The 18,493-nt window shown below is 55.8% G+C and carries 10 protein-coding genes and 1 pseudogene; all 11 read left to right on the forward strand.

Annotated elements, in window-relative coordinates; translation table 11 throughout:
- Nucleotides 1-85: 85 nt before the first annotated feature.
- The 11 genes and pseudogenes from Pla100_RS02180 (at nt 86) to Pla100_RS02230 (ending at nt 18,441) form a co-directional block, all read left to right on the forward strand.
- Nucleotides 86-784: a FadR/GntR family transcriptional regulator gene (locus tag Pla100_RS02180; RefSeq protein WP_197167644.1), complete on the forward strand. Its 699-nt coding sequence runs from the start codon at nt 86-88 to the stop codon at nt 782-784.
- Nucleotides 781-3,882 (forward strand): DUF1553 domain-containing protein, encoded by a 3,102-nt coding sequence (locus tag Pla100_RS02185; protein ID WP_146576020.1) that lies wholly within the window; start codon nt 781-783, stop codon nt 3,880-3,882. The genes Pla100_RS02180 and Pla100_RS02185 overlap by 4 nt, the downstream gene beginning before the upstream one ends.
- A 110-nt stretch (nt 3,883-3,992) precedes the next feature.
- Entirely contained in the window at nt 3,993-5,429 is a 1,437-nt protein-coding gene (locus Pla100_RS02190) for a DUF1501 domain-containing protein (protein ID WP_146576021.1), read from the forward strand.
- Nucleotides 5,430-5,479: 50 nt separating this feature from the next.
- Nucleotides 5,480-8,382 (forward strand): annotated as a pseudogene (locus Pla100_RS02195) (DUF1553 domain-containing protein).
- Between the two features lie 46 nt (nt 8,383-8,428).
- A complete protein-coding gene (locus Pla100_RS02200; protein ID WP_146576022.1) occupies nt 8,429-9,874 on the forward strand; it encodes a DUF1501 domain-containing protein in 1,446 nt (481 codons plus the stop codon).
- A complete protein-coding gene (locus tag Pla100_RS02205; RefSeq protein ID WP_197167645.1) occupies nt 9,871-12,381 on the forward strand; it encodes a DUF1592 domain-containing protein in 2,511 nt (836 codons plus the stop codon). Before Pla100_RS02200 ends, Pla100_RS02205 begins: the two co-directional genes overlap by 4 nt.
- Before the next feature lie 117 nt (nt 12,382-12,498).
- A complete protein-coding gene (locus Pla100_RS02210; protein ID WP_146576024.1) occupies nt 12,499-12,849 on the forward strand; it encodes a four helix bundle protein in 351 nt (116 codons plus the stop codon).
- Between the two features lie 176 nt (nt 12,850-13,025).
- On the forward strand, nt 13,026-14,381 hold the full coding sequence (locus tag Pla100_RS02215) for a DUF1552 domain-containing protein (RefSeq protein WP_146576025.1): 1,356 nt from the start codon (nt 13,026-13,028) through the stop codon (nt 14,379-14,381).
- 183 nt (nt 14,382-14,564) lie between these two features.
- The gene (locus Pla100_RS02220) at nt 14,565-15,854 is read left to right on the forward strand and encodes a hypothetical protein (protein WP_197167646.1); all 1,290 of its coding nucleotides are present in this window, start codon (nt 14,565-14,567) and stop codon (nt 15,852-15,854) included.
- Nucleotides 15,855-16,081: 227 nt separating this feature from the next.
- The gene (locus Pla100_RS02225) at nt 16,082-17,203 is read left to right on the forward strand and encodes a hypothetical protein (RefSeq protein WP_197167647.1); all 1,122 of its coding nucleotides are present in this window, start codon (nt 16,082-16,084) and stop codon (nt 17,201-17,203) included.
- Nucleotides 17,204-17,829: 626 nt separating this feature from the next.
- The gene (locus Pla100_RS02230; RefSeq protein ID WP_146576026.1) at nt 17,830-18,441 is read left to right on the forward strand and encodes an RNA polymerase sigma factor; all 612 of its coding nucleotides are present in this window, start codon (nt 17,830-17,832) and stop codon (nt 18,439-18,441) included.
- Nucleotides 18,442-18,493: the final 52 nt, after the last annotated feature.

The raw sequence follows: 18,493 nt of genomic DNA on the forward strand, positions 1-18,493 counted from the left end.
GAAGTGAAAAATGGATTCTTGACGCTCGGATGCGGCCTGGTTAACCTGTCTGACATGTTGACACGTGATGGATGAGGACATTTCCATGCAGATTGAAGCCATTGAGCGACAGACGACGGCGGATTTGGTGGTCCAACGGATTGCGTTGGTCATCAAGGAGCAGAATCTTTCGGCGGGCGAGCGGCTGCCAGGTGAGCACGAACTAGTCCAACAGCTCAAAGTGAGCCGACCGGTGCTGCGAGAGGCGCTGGCCCGGCTGCAGAGCATGGGACTGGTGGATATTCAGCGTGGTCGCGGCACGTTCGTGGGCAACCGAACCAGTTTGGCCAATTGTGTGCGACTGTTGCGTTCCGCGGTAACGATCTCGCCACAAGAGCTCCGCGGGTATGCCGAGCTTCGGACAGCGATCGAGGTGCAGGCCGCGCGGCAAGCTGCGGAACGGGCCACCGACGACGACATCGCTGAGTTAACGGCCATGTTGAAGCAACTTGACGATCAAAACTTGCCGTATGCAGAAGCATTGGAACTGGACTTTCGCTTTCATCGCAGGCTGATTGACATCGCGGGTAATCCGCTGATGCAAAACATGATCGAGGTGATTTACGAGTTTGTTCTGATCCAGATGGTGCGAACCACACCGTCCCAGCGCGAGAACGCACACGTCAGAAAACTACACAAGGCGATCCTCCGTGCGATTCGGGCACGTGATCCCGATGCCGCTGCTGAGGCGATGCATCAGCACATGCAGGCTGTGCTCGATCGTTTAGGTAGGGAGACGCCATGAGCAGACCGAACACCCTTGGTGCCATCGCAGATACTCGCTATCTGCCCCTCACGTTTCGAGTGTACGGGTTCGGTATCGCATGGTTCTTCGCTGCGCCTTGCGCGTTGACCGCAGCCAACGAGCCGGTGGACTTCCGTGAGCAGATCTCACCGATACTTCAGCAGCATTGCGTACGCTGTCATTCACACGAGAACAACCAAGGTGGAATCTCGTTGGCAACGTTCGATGACCTGAGTTCGAACGATTACGTTGTTGCAGGAAATCCGGATGACAGTTATCTGATCGAGTTGGTCACGCCGCAGGATGGCGAGCGGCCAGCCATGCCGAAAGAGGCACCGCCGCTCTCCGACACGGAGGTGGACGTGCTAAGGCAATGGATTCGTCAGGGCGCAAAGTGGCCCGACGGCTTCGTCGTCAAAGAAAAATCAATGGCGGATCAATCGTGGTGGGCGTATCAACCTCTCCTTCGTGAAGTTCACCTTGAGTCGACGGCCAAAAGCGAGTCACAAGAATCGGGCGAAAGGATATCCGGCGAGCGACACGGCATTGATGAGTTCATTCATGCAAAACTCGCTGAACACAACCTTAGTTCGAGTCCACAAGCGGATCGTCGCACACTCATTCGACGTTTGTCATTCGATCTCCACGGATTGCCGCCGACTCCGGAGGCGGTCAAGGCGTTTTCCGACGACACCGATCCGGATGCTTATGAAAGGCTTGTCGATCGGATGCTGGATTCACCGCATTATGGCGAACGATTTGCAAGGCATTGGCTGGATATTGCCCATTACGCCGACACACACGGTTTTGAACGCGACCGGAGGCGAGACAACGCATGGCGGTATCGCGATTACGTGATCGATGCACTCAATGAAGACAAGCCGTACGACCGTTTTCTTCAGGAACAGATCGCTGGCGACGTACTTTGGCCGGATAACGAACAGGCGGTGATCGCAACCGGTTTTCTCGCGGCCGGTCCATGGGACTATGTCGGACAGGTGGAAACAAAGAGCCCCGAACTGCGCCGCTCTGCGAGGTCGCTCGATCTGGACGATATGGCGACCCAGGTCATGACCGCCACGATGGCGATGACCGTCAACTGCGCAAGGTGCCACGATCACAAGCTCGATCCGATTTCGCAACGGGAGTACTACCAGTTGCAGGCGGTCTTTGCGGGAGTCAAGCGCGGCGACCGGGTCGTCAGTGATGCGGCTTTCAAACAATACGAATCACAGAAACAGGAACTAATCGCTCAACGCAATAAGCTTGATTTCGAGAAAAAGAGGCTTGTGGGTGAAGGTCTGAATCTTGCCGACATTGTGGGTGGCGGCAACGGATTCGGCACCGGTACGCTTCGCAATGCCATCGACCCACGCAACGGCAAAGTGCAAACTCGAGACTTTGGAAATCTCGCAAACGTGGTGACGAATCGTTTCTCGCCGTCGGCGTTTGAGTTTGTCGATGGCGTGTTCATTCCAGACGGGGATAACGGCAAGGCCGAGATTCCCATCGCTTCCAGCGGTGTCACGATCACAGGTCTTCCAACGACCTCAGGCAACGCCTGGGACATGATTCGCAACGGCCCCGTCGCGAGTCAGCATTCGCCCGAGTTGGACGGAGTCGACTTCACCAAAGAAGGACACAGCCTGCTGGGACTACACGCCAATGCCGGAATCACGTTTGATCTGGCCGCGATGCGCAAAGTAGCGTTGGGTTCCAGCCGCCTTGAGAACAACGAGGACGGTGATGGAAGCCCATCACTGCGTTTCACCGCCCGACTTGGTTATTTCGGCGCGGAGGGAAACAACAATGCCGATGCCTGGGTGTTTGTGGACGGTCGCAAAGTCGCCGAATTCCGAAAGCTGAGCCGAGCTGATGGTTTAAAGAAAATCGACATCGAATTACCCGTTTCTGCCCGCTTTCTCACGTTGGTTTCGACCGACGGCGGCAACGGCTACAGCATGGATCAAATCGGATTCGGCGATCCGCGAGTGAAGCTGGCTTCGCCGCATCCGCTGACCGACGACGAAGGGAACCTGCTTGCGGAAATCGAAGCTCAGCGTGAGCAAATCGAAGAAGAACTTGAGCGACTCGGTCCGCCGCCGCACTTCTATGGAGTTGTCGGAGAGGAGCCCGTTCCGGAAGTGCGGTTATTAACTCGCGGCAATCCGGAATCTCCGAGTGGTGATGCATTGTCTCCAGCCGCGTTCGCCTCGTTGGCGATGCTCGATCCCGAGTTAGGAACACAGGAAACCGATGAAGGAAAACGGCGAGCGGCACTGGCCCGCTGGATCACTCACCCGGACAACCCGCTCGTCCGTCGAGTCATCGTCAATCGATTGTGGCAATGGCATTTCGGCAACGGACTCGTCGATACACCCAGCGATTTTGGATACGGCGGCGGTCGGCCTTCGCATCCTGAATTGCTCGACTGGCTCGCCGAAGAATTGGCGAAGCGGAACTGGTCACTCAAAGCCATGCACCGGTTGATCGTCACAAGCGAGGCTTACCAACAGGTTACCAAAGACAGTGATCATTCAAGCATCGATGCGGATAACCGCCTGATTTGGCGACAGAATCCACGCCGCATCGAAGCCGAGGCGATTCGCGATGCGGTGTTGTTTGTAAGCGGCAAGCTGAACCTCCAACGTGGAGGCCCCGGTTTCGAAGACTTCGAATATCAGGACGCCTATGCCCCGATTTACACTTATGTCACGGCCGACAAGCCGGCGCTTTGGCGGCGTAGCATTTATCGTTACATCGTTCGCACGACGCCCGACCAGTTTCTCACCACGCTCGATTGCCCGGACCCGGCGAACCTGACGCCGAAACGACTCACGACCACGACGCCTCTGCAATCGCTCGCGTTTTACAACAACGACTTCATGCTCCGGCAAACGCGATATTTTGCCGAGCGAATCAAGTCAGAAGCCGGAGACGACATCAACCATCAGGTCCGACGAGGCTTTGCCTTGGCGTTTGGACGACAACCGACCGCTGGCGAAACTCGTCTTGCAACGGATTTCGTGAAGCAGCAGAGCCTGTTCTCGCTATGCCGCTCCCTTTTGAGTTCCAACGAGTTTGTCTATGTCGATTGAAGCTCTCTCGATCACGCTGGATGTATCACGTTTAATTTATCTCGCAGTGGAGTCGTGATCGTGGAGTGGCTCACAAGAATGAACACTTCTCATCTCAGAGGACATTTCGCATGACCAACCCGCAATTCCATTGCGATACAGCACTCACACGTCGCAGGTTTCTACAGACTGCGGGTGGCGGACTCGGTGGACTGGCACTGACGGCGATGCTGAGTAGCGAAAGCCTTGCGCAGTTACACTATGCCCCGAAGGCGAAACGCGTTATTCAGATTTTCTGTCCGGGAGGAATGAGTCAAGTAGACACCTTCGATTACAAACCAGAGCTCGAGAAGAGGAACGGATCTCCGTTTGATCCCGACGGCAAACTACAGTTCTTTGCCTCCAAGCCCGGCAATTGTCGCGGGAGTCACTGGAAATTTCGTCAGCACGGACAATCCGGATTGTGGATGAGCGACTTGTTTCCAAAACTCGCGACCTGTGTCGATGACATGGCGTTCGTTTATTCGATGCACAGTAAAACCGCGTTGCACGGCCCGGCGTGCTTCATGATGAATACCGGTTTTACCTTGCCTGGTTTTCCGAGCATGGGGTCGTGGGTGACCTATGGCCTCGGTAGCGAAGCCGAAGACTTGCCGGCCTTCGTGGTCTTGCCGGACCCGCGAGGTCTTCCGCCGGGCGGGATCATCAACTGGGGGGCCGGCTTCTTACCTGCCGAGCATCAGGCGACGACGCTCAACTCAACCAATACCAAACAACCCATCGCTGACCTGTTTCCACCCGACGATGTCCCCGAAGTCACGCCGGCAACGGATCGGGCTGGATTGGACTTTCTACAGAAACTCAACCATCTTCACCGGGAAAGTCGTCGTGGCAACAGTGAACTCGACGCCCGTATCAAGGCGTTTGAAATGGCGGCCCGCCTTCAACTCAGCGCTCCCGAAGTGACCGACCTGAGCCAGGAAACCGCCACGATGAAAGAACTCTATAACATCGACCATGCGGAGATCGGCCCCTTCGGCCGACAATGTTTACTAGCACGACGTCTCGCCCAGCGCGGTGTGCGTTTCGTTCAGATCTATTGTGGGGCAGAGAACACGACGGCCAAAAAGATTCGACCAAACTGGGACAGCCATGAAGACCTGACTCGCGACCACGGATACTGGGGTGCCGTGCTAGATACCGGCGCATCGGCGCTTCTCAAAGACTTGAAACAACGGGGAATGCTCGATGAAACGCTGGTCATCTGCACCACGGAGTTTGGGCGCCAGCCAGCCGCCCAGGGCGACGGTGGAAAAGGCCGAGACCACAATGCCGGCGCGTTCACGGCATGGCTTGCCGGCGGCGGGATTAAAGGCGGTATCGGTTATGGAGCAACCGATGAACTCGGTTTCAAGGCCGTCGAGCATCCTACCTACAGCTACGATTTACACGCGACCGCTCTCCATCTGCTGGGCGTCGATCACACACGTCTGACGTTCTATCACAACGGCATCGAACGACGTCTCACGGATGTGCATGGGCAAGTCATGAAGGAGTTGCTGGCATGAGATTGTTCATCAGGATTCCCATTGGCATCGTCGCGATCCTCGCTGCCGTCATGGCTTGTTCCGCCGCAAGTTCGCAGGAGGGAACGATCGATTTTCAACGTGATCTATCGCCGCTATTGCAACGAAGATGTTTGAGTTGTCATAGCGGAAATGAACCAAAAGGCGATTTCTCTCTGCAAGTCGCCGACGCGGCGATGTCGGGCGGATACATCGAACCCGGGGACGCGTCAGCGAGTCATCTTGTTGATCTCATCACGCCCGTCGACGGTAAAGCGGAGATGCCCAAAGATGCCGATCCGCTGACGTCAGACGAAATTATGTTGATCCGAAAGTGGATCGATGAGGGTGCGAGTTGGCCGCAAGGATTGACGCTTCATGAACCGCGTGTCGATGACTTTAACTGGTGGTCTTACCAACCGCTGATCCGTCCGCCAGTTCCCCAAATCGATCACCGGTGGGCGACGTCCTCGATCGACAAGTTCATCCTCGACAAGTTGAATCAAAAAGAACTGACGCCGTCGGAACCAGCCGACCGTCGCACTTTGATTCGCCGAGTGACTTATGACCTGATCGGACTTCCGCCGACTCAAGAACAAGTTGATCAGTTCGTCAATGACACTGACCCCCAAGCCTACGTAAAACTGGTTGATCGATTGCTTGGATCGAAACATTACGGCGAACGCTGGGCACGTCATTGGTTGGACGTCGTCAAGTATGCCGACACGCATGGTTATGACAAGGACAAACTGCGAGACAACGCATGGCCCTATCGTGACTACGTCATTAGATCGTTCAACGAAGACAAGCCGTATTCGCGTTTTGTCCAGGAACAGGTTGCCGGAGACGTTTTGTTTCCGGGCCAGCCGGACGGGATCCTCGGACTCGGTTTCATCGCCGCCGGACCGTGGGACCACATCGGTCACGTGGAAGTTCCCGAGACAAAGATCGACGGCAAGGTGGCTCGAAATCTCGACCGTGATGACATGGTTTCCAACACGCTCAATACGTTTTGTAGCGTGACCGTTCAGTGTGCTCGCTGCCACAATCACAAATTCGATCCGATCACTCAGGATCATTACTACGGACTGCAATCGTTGTTTGCCGCCGTTGACCGCGCCGATCGTGTTTACGATTTGGATCCAAACGTTCAGCTCCAACGTGACGAGTTGGAGGCTCGCCTGGCAGAGTTGCGAAAGCAGGAGAGTGAATCTGCCAAGGAAACCGCCGCGTTGGGCGGTCCCAGGCTAACCGAACTCAAGAAACAGATTGCAGAGTTTCAGGCGAAAACCAAAGTCGTCAAGAAGCCGCAGTTCGGTTATCACACGGCGACCTCCAATAACCAAGACGATGAAAAATGGGTGGAAGTGGATCTTGAGAAAAAGATCGAGGTCTCTCGGATCGTGCTGCGTCCATGCCATGATGATTTCGGAAACATCGGCGCAGGTTTCGGATTCCCTGTTCGGTTTCGCGTCGAAGTGTCCGCGGGCGGGGATTGGAAAACGGTTTTCGATCAAACCACGGCCGATTTTCCGAATCCGGGATTGTCGCCGGTGGAAGTTGCGACAACCGACCAGATGATTCGCAGGATTCGTGTGACGGCCACTAAGTTGGCCGATCGCAAAGGCGTCTTCATCATGGCCCTGGCCGAGTTGCAGGGCCTGAAGTCAGACGGCACCGATGTGGCGTTGGGAGCGAAAGTCACATCAGTCGATTCGATCGAAGCGCCCGTGCGTTGGGCGAGACAAAATCTGACCGACGGAGAATGGGCACAGAGCGGCGATCCGGATCTACAACAACAGCTCGATGCGGCGACCAAAGAGTACGACAAGATCATGGCGTCGATCAATACACCCGAGCGAATTCGGCACGACGATGAGATCCGCAAGGAAATTAACCAGACACAGGACCGGCTCAGTAAACTGCCAACGGGAAAGATGGTTTACGCGGCAGCGACCAACTTCCGGCCGCAGGGCAGTTTCATGCCCACCGCAGGCAAGCCGCGGATGATCCGCGTACTTCATCGTGGAAATGTTGAACAACCCGGCGAGCCCGCAGTCCCTTGCGTGCTGCCGTTTGACGAATCGGACGACTTCTTGCTTGCGACGGAACTCGACGAGAGTCAACGCCGCGCCGCGCTGGCCCAATGGCTGACTCGCAAAAATCATCCGCTGTTATGGCGATCGATCGTGAATCGGATTTGGCAGTATCATTTCGGCCGCGGAATCGTCGAAACGCCCAATGACTTCGGACGGATGGGGGCCAAGCCGACTCATCCCGAATTGCTGGACTGGCTGGCGGCCGAGTTCCGCGATTCCGGTGAATCAATGAAGTCGCTGCACCGTCTAATCGTCACCAGCAATACATACCAGCAGTCAGCCCGGCACGATACTGCCAATGCGGCGATCGATGCAGACAACCAATACTTGTGGCGAGCCGATCGACGGCCGAGGAAATCCGAGACTCGATTCTCGCGGTCAGCGGTGCGTTGGATCCGAAGATGGGCGGTCCCGGTTTTTATCTGTTCGAACTGGAGAAGACGGCACACTCCCCGCACTACGAGTATCATAAGTTCGATCCTAACGACACAGCTTCGCACCGACGCAGCATTTACCGATTCATCGTACGGTCGCAGCCCGATCCCTGGATGACCACGCTCGACTGCGCCGATTCATCGCAAAGTACTCCCCGACGAAATGAAACACTGACGTCACTGCAAGCTCTCTCGATGCTGAACAATCCATTCAACCTGGAGCTGTCAAGGCGTTTTGCATCACGCGTCGAGCAGGAGGCCGGGGATCTGGAGTCTCAGGTCCAGCGTGCGGTGCGGTTGACGCTACAACGTCCCGCAAGCGAAACAGAACAAGTAGAACTCGTCGACTACGCTCGATCCCATGGCCTACCCAATATGTGTCGAATGCTGTTTAACCTCAATGAGTTTTTGTTTTTGGACTGAACCCCTCCTACAGCAGTTATCATTGCGATGAACTATGAATTACCCCATGCCAAACAGACGTGACTTTCTAAGCAGCGGCGGCGCCGGTTTCGGTAGCCTCGCACTGGCGGCGATGCTGCAGGAGGAATCGCAAGCATCATCGGGCGGCGTGGTGAAAGTCTTACACCATCCGCCCAAAGCGAAACCAGTCGTGCAATTGTTCATGGCGGGGGCTGCCAGCCATATCGATCTGTGGGATCATAAACCGATGCTGGAAAAGCATCACGGAGAAGAATCCGATTTCGGTGAACACGTGGAGGCGTTTCAAAACGGACTTGGACCATGGATGAAATCCCCTTTCAAGTTTTCGCCGCAGGGCGAGTCGGGAAAGATGATCAGCGAGGTCGTCGAGCCCCTCGGCTGCTGTGTCGACGATATTGCGTTTGTGCATAACATGGTCGGCATAACCGGCGTGCATTCGCAAGCGACTTATCTGCAGGCAACCGGCTTCCAACGCCCCGGCTTTCCCGGCATGGGCTCATGGATCAGTTACGCGTTGGGATCGATCAACGAGGACCTACCGACCTTCGTCGTCTTGCCCGACCATCGCGGTTATGCAAGCAACGGACCCAAGAACTGGGGATCAGCGTTCTTGCCTGCCAGTTCGCAAGGGACCGCGATCTTTCCTCAGCGTGACAATCCGATCGAAGACCTGATGCCCCACGCCGACTACGTTACCCAAGAAGGCGACCGCGACGGACTCAAGCTGCTCAATCGCATGAACCGGCGATATCAGCAGCAGCGTGACCACGATTCTCGGCTCGTCGCTCGAATCCGTTCCTATGAATTGGCGGCTCGCATGCAGCTATCCGCACCGGAAGCCTTGGACATTTCAGGCGAGCCAGACCATATCATGAAAATGTACGGGCTTGATCGACTTGGTGCGACCTATCCCGACGAGATCAACCCTGCCGAGGAAGCGGAATACTTTGGGCGGAAGTGCTTGATCGCTCGAAGGTTGCTTGAACGGGGAGTGCGGTTTATCCAAATTTGGTCCGGCAACGACAACGGTTTTCCCCGACGCAACTGGGATTCTCATGAAGATATTCAGCGTGATCATGGACCACTGGCGCGAGGCATGGCCGTTGGCACCGCAGCCCTGCTGAAAGACTTAAAGCAAAGCGGCCTGCTTGAGGATACGATTGTCTTGTGGACCACCGAGTTCGGCCGCATGCCAAGCACACAGGGAAACAAGGGACGCGACCACAATCCATATGTCTTTACGAATTGGCTCGCAGGTGGCGGGATCAAAGGAGGCGTGACCTATGGTGCGTCGGATCAGTGGGGATACAAACCGCTCGATCGAAGCAATCCAACACAGGTCTACGATATTCACGCTACTATTTTGTACTTGCTCGGCATCGACCACACACAATTGACCGTCCGGCATGACGGCATCGATCGACGTCTTACCGACGTCCATGGACACGTAATCAAGGACATTTTGACATGAGCAACTTAGTAATCTCAAGTAGTGGAGTTCCGCTGAATTCTCGATCGATGCATTCTTGGCCTTATGGATTTCTGTTGAAATCGACTTGGAGTTTCATCGTGTTCGCGTTCTTTTCCGGAGCGGCGTTCGCTTCCAATGCGGAACCGTTTGAAAGCTTTTTGGCGGAGCACTGCTTTCGGTGTCATGGCCCTCAGACTGAAGAAGGTGACATTCGTATCGACCAGCTTTCGCGTGACTTCAAAGCGGGAGTGGACTCGCACCACTGGGCCGAGGCGCTCGATAAGCTCAACAGCGGCGAGATGCCTCCGAAAGATGAACCGCAGCCGACTCAAGACGAGATCGCAGCGTTCGTCACCAAACTCGACTCGTTGCTGAAGGAAGGGCGAGCAGCGAGGATGGCGGCGCGGCCGGCGGTCTCACATTACCGTCTCAGCCGCAAAGAGTATCAAAACACGGTCTATGATTTGTTAGGCGTTCGATATGATCCGGCCAAACCGGGAGAGCTGAACGAGGACACGTTGTGGCATGGATACGAACGCATCGGATCGCAACTTTCGCTTTCGCCTTCGCATGTGGACCGCTTTTACCGCGCGGCGGACATCGTGCTCGACCGCGCCTTCCCCGCCACGTCCAGCGACGCTCGCAAAGTTCGCAAGACGGCGGCCGAACTGCGATACGGAGGCGGCAAGGAACAGCAGGAGGCGCTGGATCGATTCGGCATCAAGCGGCCGATGCGCTACCTTCTTTTCCCCGGTCGAGTCGAACAAGCACTTTCGTCCAACTGGTTTGGACAAACAGGCCCAAGCCACAGCGGGCTTTACAAACTACGATTGCAGGCCAGCGGTACGCGTCCGCCCGGCGGCCAACCGGCGCACCTGAGCATCGGCAAGCAAACCAGTGAGGAGACTGTTGAAGGACTCGTTGAATTTGACATCACGTCATCGGAAGATACTCCACAGGTTTATGAGTTCGAAGTCTTTCTCGAAATGCCAACCCAGTTGCACTTCGCCGTGGTGGCCACCGACGTGGTGGACCGACGTGCCGGTGCCGCATTCCGCAACGCGCTCGCTAGTCGGGGTGGATACATCTTCACGCACAGCAGCGAAACACTTCTGCTCAATCCCAACGCTCCGCAGATGTTTGACGAGAGTGGCAACGGCATCTTCTCGACGGTGATCCTCGACTGGATCGAATGGGAAGGGCCGCTCGTCACCGAGGATGAAAAATCCCGGCGTGATGGTGTGTTGCCACCAGACGACGCGACTCCTGAGGTCGTCGCCGAGCACTTGCGACGCTTCGCCGAAAACGCATGGCGGCGGCCGGTGAAAATGGAAGAGTTGAAGGACTATCTTGAAACTTACCACGTCGAGCGCGGAGCCGGCGAAAAGCCCGCTGATGCTTTTCGAATCATGCTGCAGAGCGTGCTGACATCAAGAAACTTCATCTATCTCGTCGAAGGCGAACCCGACGCACGCCAACACCTTACCGATTGGGAACTCGCCACACGGTTGTCGTACTTCCTATGGAGTTCAATGCCGGATGACGCTCTGTTCTCCGCAGCCAGGGACGGAAACCTGAGCGATGAGCGTCTGGAGAAGGAAGTAGACCGGATGTTGTCGGACGACCGGATCAACCGTTTCATCGACGACTTCTCGCGGCAGTGGCTGCAATTGCATCGCGTCGGGATGTTCCCACCGGATAAGAAGCTCTATCCCGCCTACGACGACTGGCTCGAGACGAGCATGCGTGAGGAACCGGTCGAGTACTTCCGCGAAATGCTCGCAAATAACCTGCCGATTGAAGACTTCCTCGATTCCCAATGGACGATGGCCAATGCCCGGCTTTGCGATTTCTACGGACTGGCCGAGCCGAAGAAGGACGGTTTTCAGCGAGTGTCGTTCAATGCCGAAGACCATCGAGGTGGACTGCTCACGATGGGCGCGGTGCTCGGGTTGACCTCCGACGGGACGCGACACCGACCGGTGCACCGCGGCGTTTGGGTCAGCGAAGCGATCTTCAACAGGACTCCCCCGTCACCTCCGGCCAACGTGGATCCGATCGAACCCGTTCCGCCCCAAGGAAACAAGATCACCATCCGCGATCGAATCGAAGCACATGCTAAGAACGCAAGTTGCGCCGCCTGCCACCGCAACATCGATCCGCTCGGATTGGCGTTTGACCAGTACGACGCGATCGGCCAATGGCGCACCCGCGAGCACGTCCCAACGGGTATCGGTGAAGATCCGCCGGTGGATGCGTCGGGCGTGATGCCCGACGGTCGTCCGTTCACCGATTCGGAACAATTCAAACAACTGTTACTCGACGACCGCGAGAAGGTCGCCCAAGCTTTCATCGAACACCTTTGCACCTACGCCCTTCGTCGCGTACTGACCGTGGATGATCGGGACGGAGTCCAAGCGATAGTCGGCGAAGCGAAGCGACATCAATACCGCGTCAGAGACATCGTTCGCTCGGTGGCTTTGTCGGACTTGATTAGGAAACGCTGATTCGGTGGAAGAGCAAAATGATTAATGAGTAGTGGAGATTGGAAAATGCATAATGAAGCGAGGATCGAAAGATGAGAATCGACTCGGAAAGGAGCCAATATTGAAGATCGACTGTTGATGTTCGCTGTTCGCGTTGGGAAGGCAGTCGATGCATTGCCGGAGACTCGGCTTGGACGACACATTGCCGGACAACTCGTGCGGTCGGGAACTTCCCCGGCTCCCAACTATGCCGAAGCTTGTGCGGCTGAGAGTAAGAAAGACTTTATTCACAAGCTCGCGATTGCATTGAAAGAGCTTCGTGAAAGCAGCGTGTGGATACGAATGATCGTAAAATCAGAGTTACTTCCCGAACAAAGGCTCGAACCACTTCAGGACGAATGCGATCAGCTTTGTAAGATCATCGCCAAATCGCTCGTAACTGCGAAATCCAACCAAACACGACGGGACTCAATTAGTAAACGAGAATGATTATTGATCGATGAATAATAGAAAATGAAAAACGCAGAATCGACGAGCAAGCAAACATCCCTCATCGCGAGAAAACGCATAGCCTTGCTTAATTTTTCATTCTCCAGTCTCCATTACTCATCAATCATTCTCTTCCACAATGAAAACAGAACCACTGACCCAAGGAACCAAGAACGATGAACTACCTTTCCCAATCCTGGCTGATCGACCGCCGCCATGCGCTTCGTGCGATGGGCACTTGCATCTCACTTCCATTCCTGGAATGCATGGTCCCATTGAATGCGGCGGAGAAGCAAACGGAGACGCCTCGGCGAAGCGCTTTTATCTATCTCGCCAACGGTGTTCATTCGCTGAACTATCAGATCACGACTCCAGGGAAAGACTTTGAATTTTCAAGATCACTGAAACCTCTGGAGAAATACCGCGAGGTTGTCACTCCTGTCAGTGGACTACATCATCCAGGAAGCCTGGGGCACCATCACAACTGCATCAACATCTGGTTGACCGGCGGAAAGATCGGCCCGTCGGAACGCAACACGATCTCCGTCGACCAGAAGATGGCCGAAGTCACCGCGCAGCACACTCGATACCCTTCCATGGAGATTGCCCTCACGCAGGGTTCCCTCGCCTGGACCGCAGACGGCGTCCAGCTTCCCGCGATGCGTCGTTGCAGCGAGATCTTCAAGTCGCTGTTCGAAGAACCGAAGGGAGGCATCGAAGCGCAGCGAAAAGCGTTGCGCCGCAAAGCCAGCGTTCTCGATGACAACCTCGCGGAGGTACGGCGGCTTGAAGAGCAGATGGGAGCGGCCGACAAAGGTCGCCTCGATCAATACCTTACCTCGGTTCGCGAAGCCGAGATCCGGGCACGACGGGCCGATGCGTGGCTCGACACGCCGTTGCCCGAAATCGCCGATGCCGACCGCAAACGGACCAACCGGGACGTGCCCCAAACCCAGGCGGGCGACTATTTCCGCACCGTTTATGACCTCATCGTGCTCGCCTTCCAAACGGATGTCACTCGTGTGGCCACGTTCAGCCTCGGCGGCGAAGGCGATGCGTTCGCCATACCGGAGATCGGCATCACCGAGTCGCGGCATCAGCTCAGCCACCACGGCGGTGATGAAGGCTACATGGAGAAGCTCACCAACTACGACACCTTCGCCATCGAGCAGTTCGGTTACTTCCTCTCGCGACTCGAAGAGACAAAAGATCTCAACGGAAAGCCGCTGCTGGGTTCAACGATGTCGCTCTTCGGCAGCGGGATGTCTTACGGCCACAGCCACGGGAACGCTAACTTGCCACTGGTGTTCGCTGGCGGAAACGACCTCGGACTTAAACACGGTAGCCATCTCGACTTCAACCAAGATCACTTCGACGGTTACCAACTCGACAATCCCGGTGCACACTACGGACTATGCAGCCGTCCCGCGAATCCTGACGCTCACATGAGCAACCTGCTGCTTCTGATGGCTCAACGCATGGGCGTGGAAACCGACACGTTCGGTGATAGTAATAAGGTGATTGAAGTGTAGAGCGAATTTTATGGTACCGCGTTCAGCCCTAGAATTTTCATTTTTCAATCTCCATGAATCAATAACCATTCCTCCGAAGTGCGAACAAACCACAGCGAGAGAAGGAATGATTATTGAGTAATGAGAGATGAAGAACTCAAAAGGGATATCAATTGGAGAATCTGTTTGAGCAAGCATACAACAATGAGTCGTTTTTTGCATTTTGCGAGATTGCTTCCCGCCTTTTCGCTGGGGATGTCGTTGATTTTGGTAGTCCCCGCACCTGCAGCCGAAGTTTCGTTTCGTCCCGAGCCGGGAAAGTTCCCTCCGCTTGAAAAGGCACACTCCTATCGGGGCGAACTGGTCTTTGTGGATCATGCCAACCGTCGTGGCAGCATCCGTGTGCAAGGAGACGGCAAGTTTTACAGAAATGATCCACACCCCTTCGCCATGCTGCCCTATGGCATCGTGAGGTACCACGGCGCTCCGGCGGATCTCCGCGATGTTCCGCTCGGCACCGTGTTGCACGTGCGAGCCTTTCTCCCGCCTGACCCGAAGCAATCCGCAGTGCCGGTCTTGCCGGTCGACAACAAGGAGAAAGATGCAGGGCATTATCGTGGAACCGGTGTCTTTCCCGCTGAGAACCACGTGCTTCTCCTCGAGGACGAACCCAGTCACTGCCTACGCGAGGGGTTGGCTTGGAAGCTTATCGAAGTGGAACTCAAGGACGACGCAGGGAAGATGATCGCCAGCCGCGAGCCGAAGGCCGGCGGTGACGGTAATGCCGCAAAAGAAAGCTTGACTTTCGATGCCGCTACTCGCATCTGGCGCGGCCGTGAGCGTATTCGGGTTGCGGACCTTGTCGCCGAAGAAGCATGGCCCGCCAGCGGAAAGAAGCAACTCGATGGGCAGGCCGTCTTGCTCGGAATCACTTGGAAACCGGCACCCGGCGACGGCTTAAGTGGTGCCTTTACTCAATTCCATATCTCGGACATCTGGTTGGACGACGACGCCATCGAGAACGCGGCCCATTTTCAAACCGAGACGCACAAAACTTTTATCCGCAGCCGCTGGATGCCGGCCTGGATTGATGCTGTTGAGTACGGCAAATTCGGCCGCGCAAACGTGACCGCGACGCTATTCGGCGGCATGGACGACACGCTCTATCAAGACTTTACAAAAGGCATCGAGGCGCAGATCAATGGAGCCGAGAACACATTGAAGCACGCAGCCGGCCACTACGGGCCGTCCCACGTCGCTTCGAGTGGCAAGATCCTTGACGTCACCGCAGCAACGGGAGAAGTGCCTCTTGGCAGCAGCGGTATCCAAATCCATATCGAGACCGACCTAATCATCGAAGGCATTCGCCCCGGAAGAGTGGTCCGCATTCGACCGGAAAGTTGGCCCAAGACCCAGATCCCTCGGGAGGAATATCTTCTTGAAAACAACCCGGAGGATCGCTTTCCGTCTCCCGACATCTTTCCGAAATACTGATTTTTTGTTTTCTTTGTCCTTCGTACTTTGTTCTTTGTTGGTGCGTCATGATCCGTTGCTTGTCATTGGTTCTGGTCAGCTCGCTGTTTGTTGCTGCGACTGGTGTTGGCGAAGACACCGGAACAAAGAACGATGAACCAGGAACTAAGAACGGCGCCCCCTTCCGCCCCGAGGCGGGGAAGTTTCCTCCTTTGGAAGAATCGCTTCCCTATCGAGGCGAGTTGATATTGGTCGATCATGCCAACCGTCGCGGCAGCATGCGCATTCAGGGAGAGGGGACCTATTTTCGAAACGCCCCGCACCCTTTTGCCATGCTGCCCTACGGCATTGTCCGCTATCACGGAGCGCCAGCGGATCTTCGGGATATTCCAGTCGGCACTGTCTTGCATGCCCGAGGTTTTCTTCCGCCCGATCCGCAGACCTCCGTTGTGCCGGTGCTGCCGATTGATAGTCGCCAAAAAAACTCAGGCTACAGCGGCGCTGGTATCTACCCCGCCGAAAACCACGTTCTTCTTCTTGAAGACGAGTCCAGCTACTGTCTTCGAACGGGCAAAGTCTGGAGGCTCAAGGAAGTGGAACTCCATGACAATGCCGGGATGATTGTCGCCAGTCGCGAACCGAAGGAAGGCGGTGACGGCAAGACGAGCGAGGAATCGATGACCATCGACGCCGCCATCCGCATCTGGCGCGGCCGCGAGCGTCTCGGTGTCGAGGACCTGGTCGCCGAGGACACTTGGCCCGCCAGCGGAAAGAAAGCCCTCGATGGCCAAGCCGTCCAGCTCGGGATTACCTGGAAGCCGACACCGAGCGGAGTGTTCACCCGATTCCACATCTCGGATATCTGGATGGACGAGACCGCGATTGAACGTGCTGCCCGCAATCAAAACGAAACGCATAAGGCGTTCATCCGCAGCCGCTGGATGCCGGCCTGGATCGATTCCGTCGAGTACGGCAAGTTTGGACGCGCCACCGTGACGGCGACGTTGTTCGGCGGCATGGACGAATCGCTTTACGCCGATATCAAGAAGGGTGTATCCGCCGTCATCAATGGAGTTGAAAACACCCTGAAGCACACCGGCGGCAACTATGGCCCGGCGCACATGGCCTCGAAAGGCACCATCCTAGATGTCTTCAAAGCGACCGGCGACGTCCCGCTGGGCAGTAGCGGCATCCAAATTCTTTTCGAGACCGACCTCATCATCGAAGGCATCCGTCCCGGCCGTGTCGTGCGGGTCTGCCCCGCGAACTGGCCCCAGGTCGACCTCCCTCGTGAAGAATTCATCGGTGATGGCAGCAACCCCGATGATCGTTTCCCGAGCCCGAACATCTTTCCCAACTACAAGAAATGACCCAGAGAGACCTTCGCTGTCGGTGACCAACCATGACCGAACAGCAGTTTCGATTTAACCAACGGCGATGCCATCACGATCGAAGCAGCGACCAATACGATGCACATCAAGAATCGCCACGAATTCCTATAACCGTTCTCGGCCTTCGGCCGTAAACGTCGGTGCGGCTCATCGACTCGCAATGCATCAGACAACGGATCGTGATTAGCATCGCGTGAACATTAAGTGGTGGCGACTTTCAGTCGCCAAACCCTGAAACGTCGACTGAAAGTCGACGCCACGTTAAGAATCCATTACTTATTGTTCACGCGATGCTTAACAACAAACACGTTCGGCTCAAGCTTCGTGATCCGTTCCATGTACTCACGATATTCGCTCGTCCCCAGTCGCTCGCTCTTGTCCTGTCGGTTCTCAACGGACCGCGTCATCGAGTTGTGCGTCATTGCTTGGTACGCGCGGTGCGATGCCCACGCCGTTAAACCCAAATAGGACTCATGCACCTAGAGAGCGGGGATTCGAAGTTTTGCGATGCATGGGTCGAAAGAAAGCGTTGAACTCCCGTGCCCAAGCTGGCTTGGCTTGACCCTGTTGATCGTGGATAATCCCTTGGAAAGGTCCACTTCAGTATGCACAAAACCTCGCTTAGTCTTCTCGAACGCATCCGACATTCGCCTGAGAATGAGGGTTGGAATCGACTGGCGGATCTCTATGCGCCGTTGGTTCGCGTGTGGTTGAGAAGGTACGACGTTCAGGACAGCGACGCGAATGACCTTGTTCAGGAAGTGTTACTGGCCGTATCCAAGGAAATCGCCACCTTCGAGCATCGTGGGCAGCCAGGCGCTTTTCGAGGATGGCTCAAGGCGATTCTGATTCATCGGTTGCGGAAATTCTGGCGTGCAAGGGACCGTCGCCCAGAGGCTCGCGGTGACTCAGACATCGATGCCAGGATCGCACAGTTGGATGACCCAACCAGCGAAACGAGTCGGATCTGGGATCGTGAGCACGACCAATATGTCCTCCGGCAACTGCTGACGCTTGCGGAGCCGCATTTCGAGCCGAATACCTGGAAGGCATTCTGTCGCGTGGCTTTGGAAGGAGCGAAACCGGATGTGGTAGCTCAGGAAATGGGAATTTCCCTGAACTCGGTCTGCCTCGCTAAGTCTCGTATCACTCGTAGGTTACGCCACGAGGCGGCAGGCTTGATCGAGTCGTCGTCAAGTTTTTTCCCAAAGAGCTGACAAGATTTCTCGCCAGCGGGTCTTTGTCACTAGAAGCGATTCGTTCGATCCG

This window comes from Neorhodopirellula pilleata, from assembly GCF_007859915.1.
Taxonomy (GTDB): domain Bacteria; phylum Planctomycetota; class Planctomycetia; order Pirellulales; family Pirellulaceae; genus Rhodopirellula; species Rhodopirellula pilleata.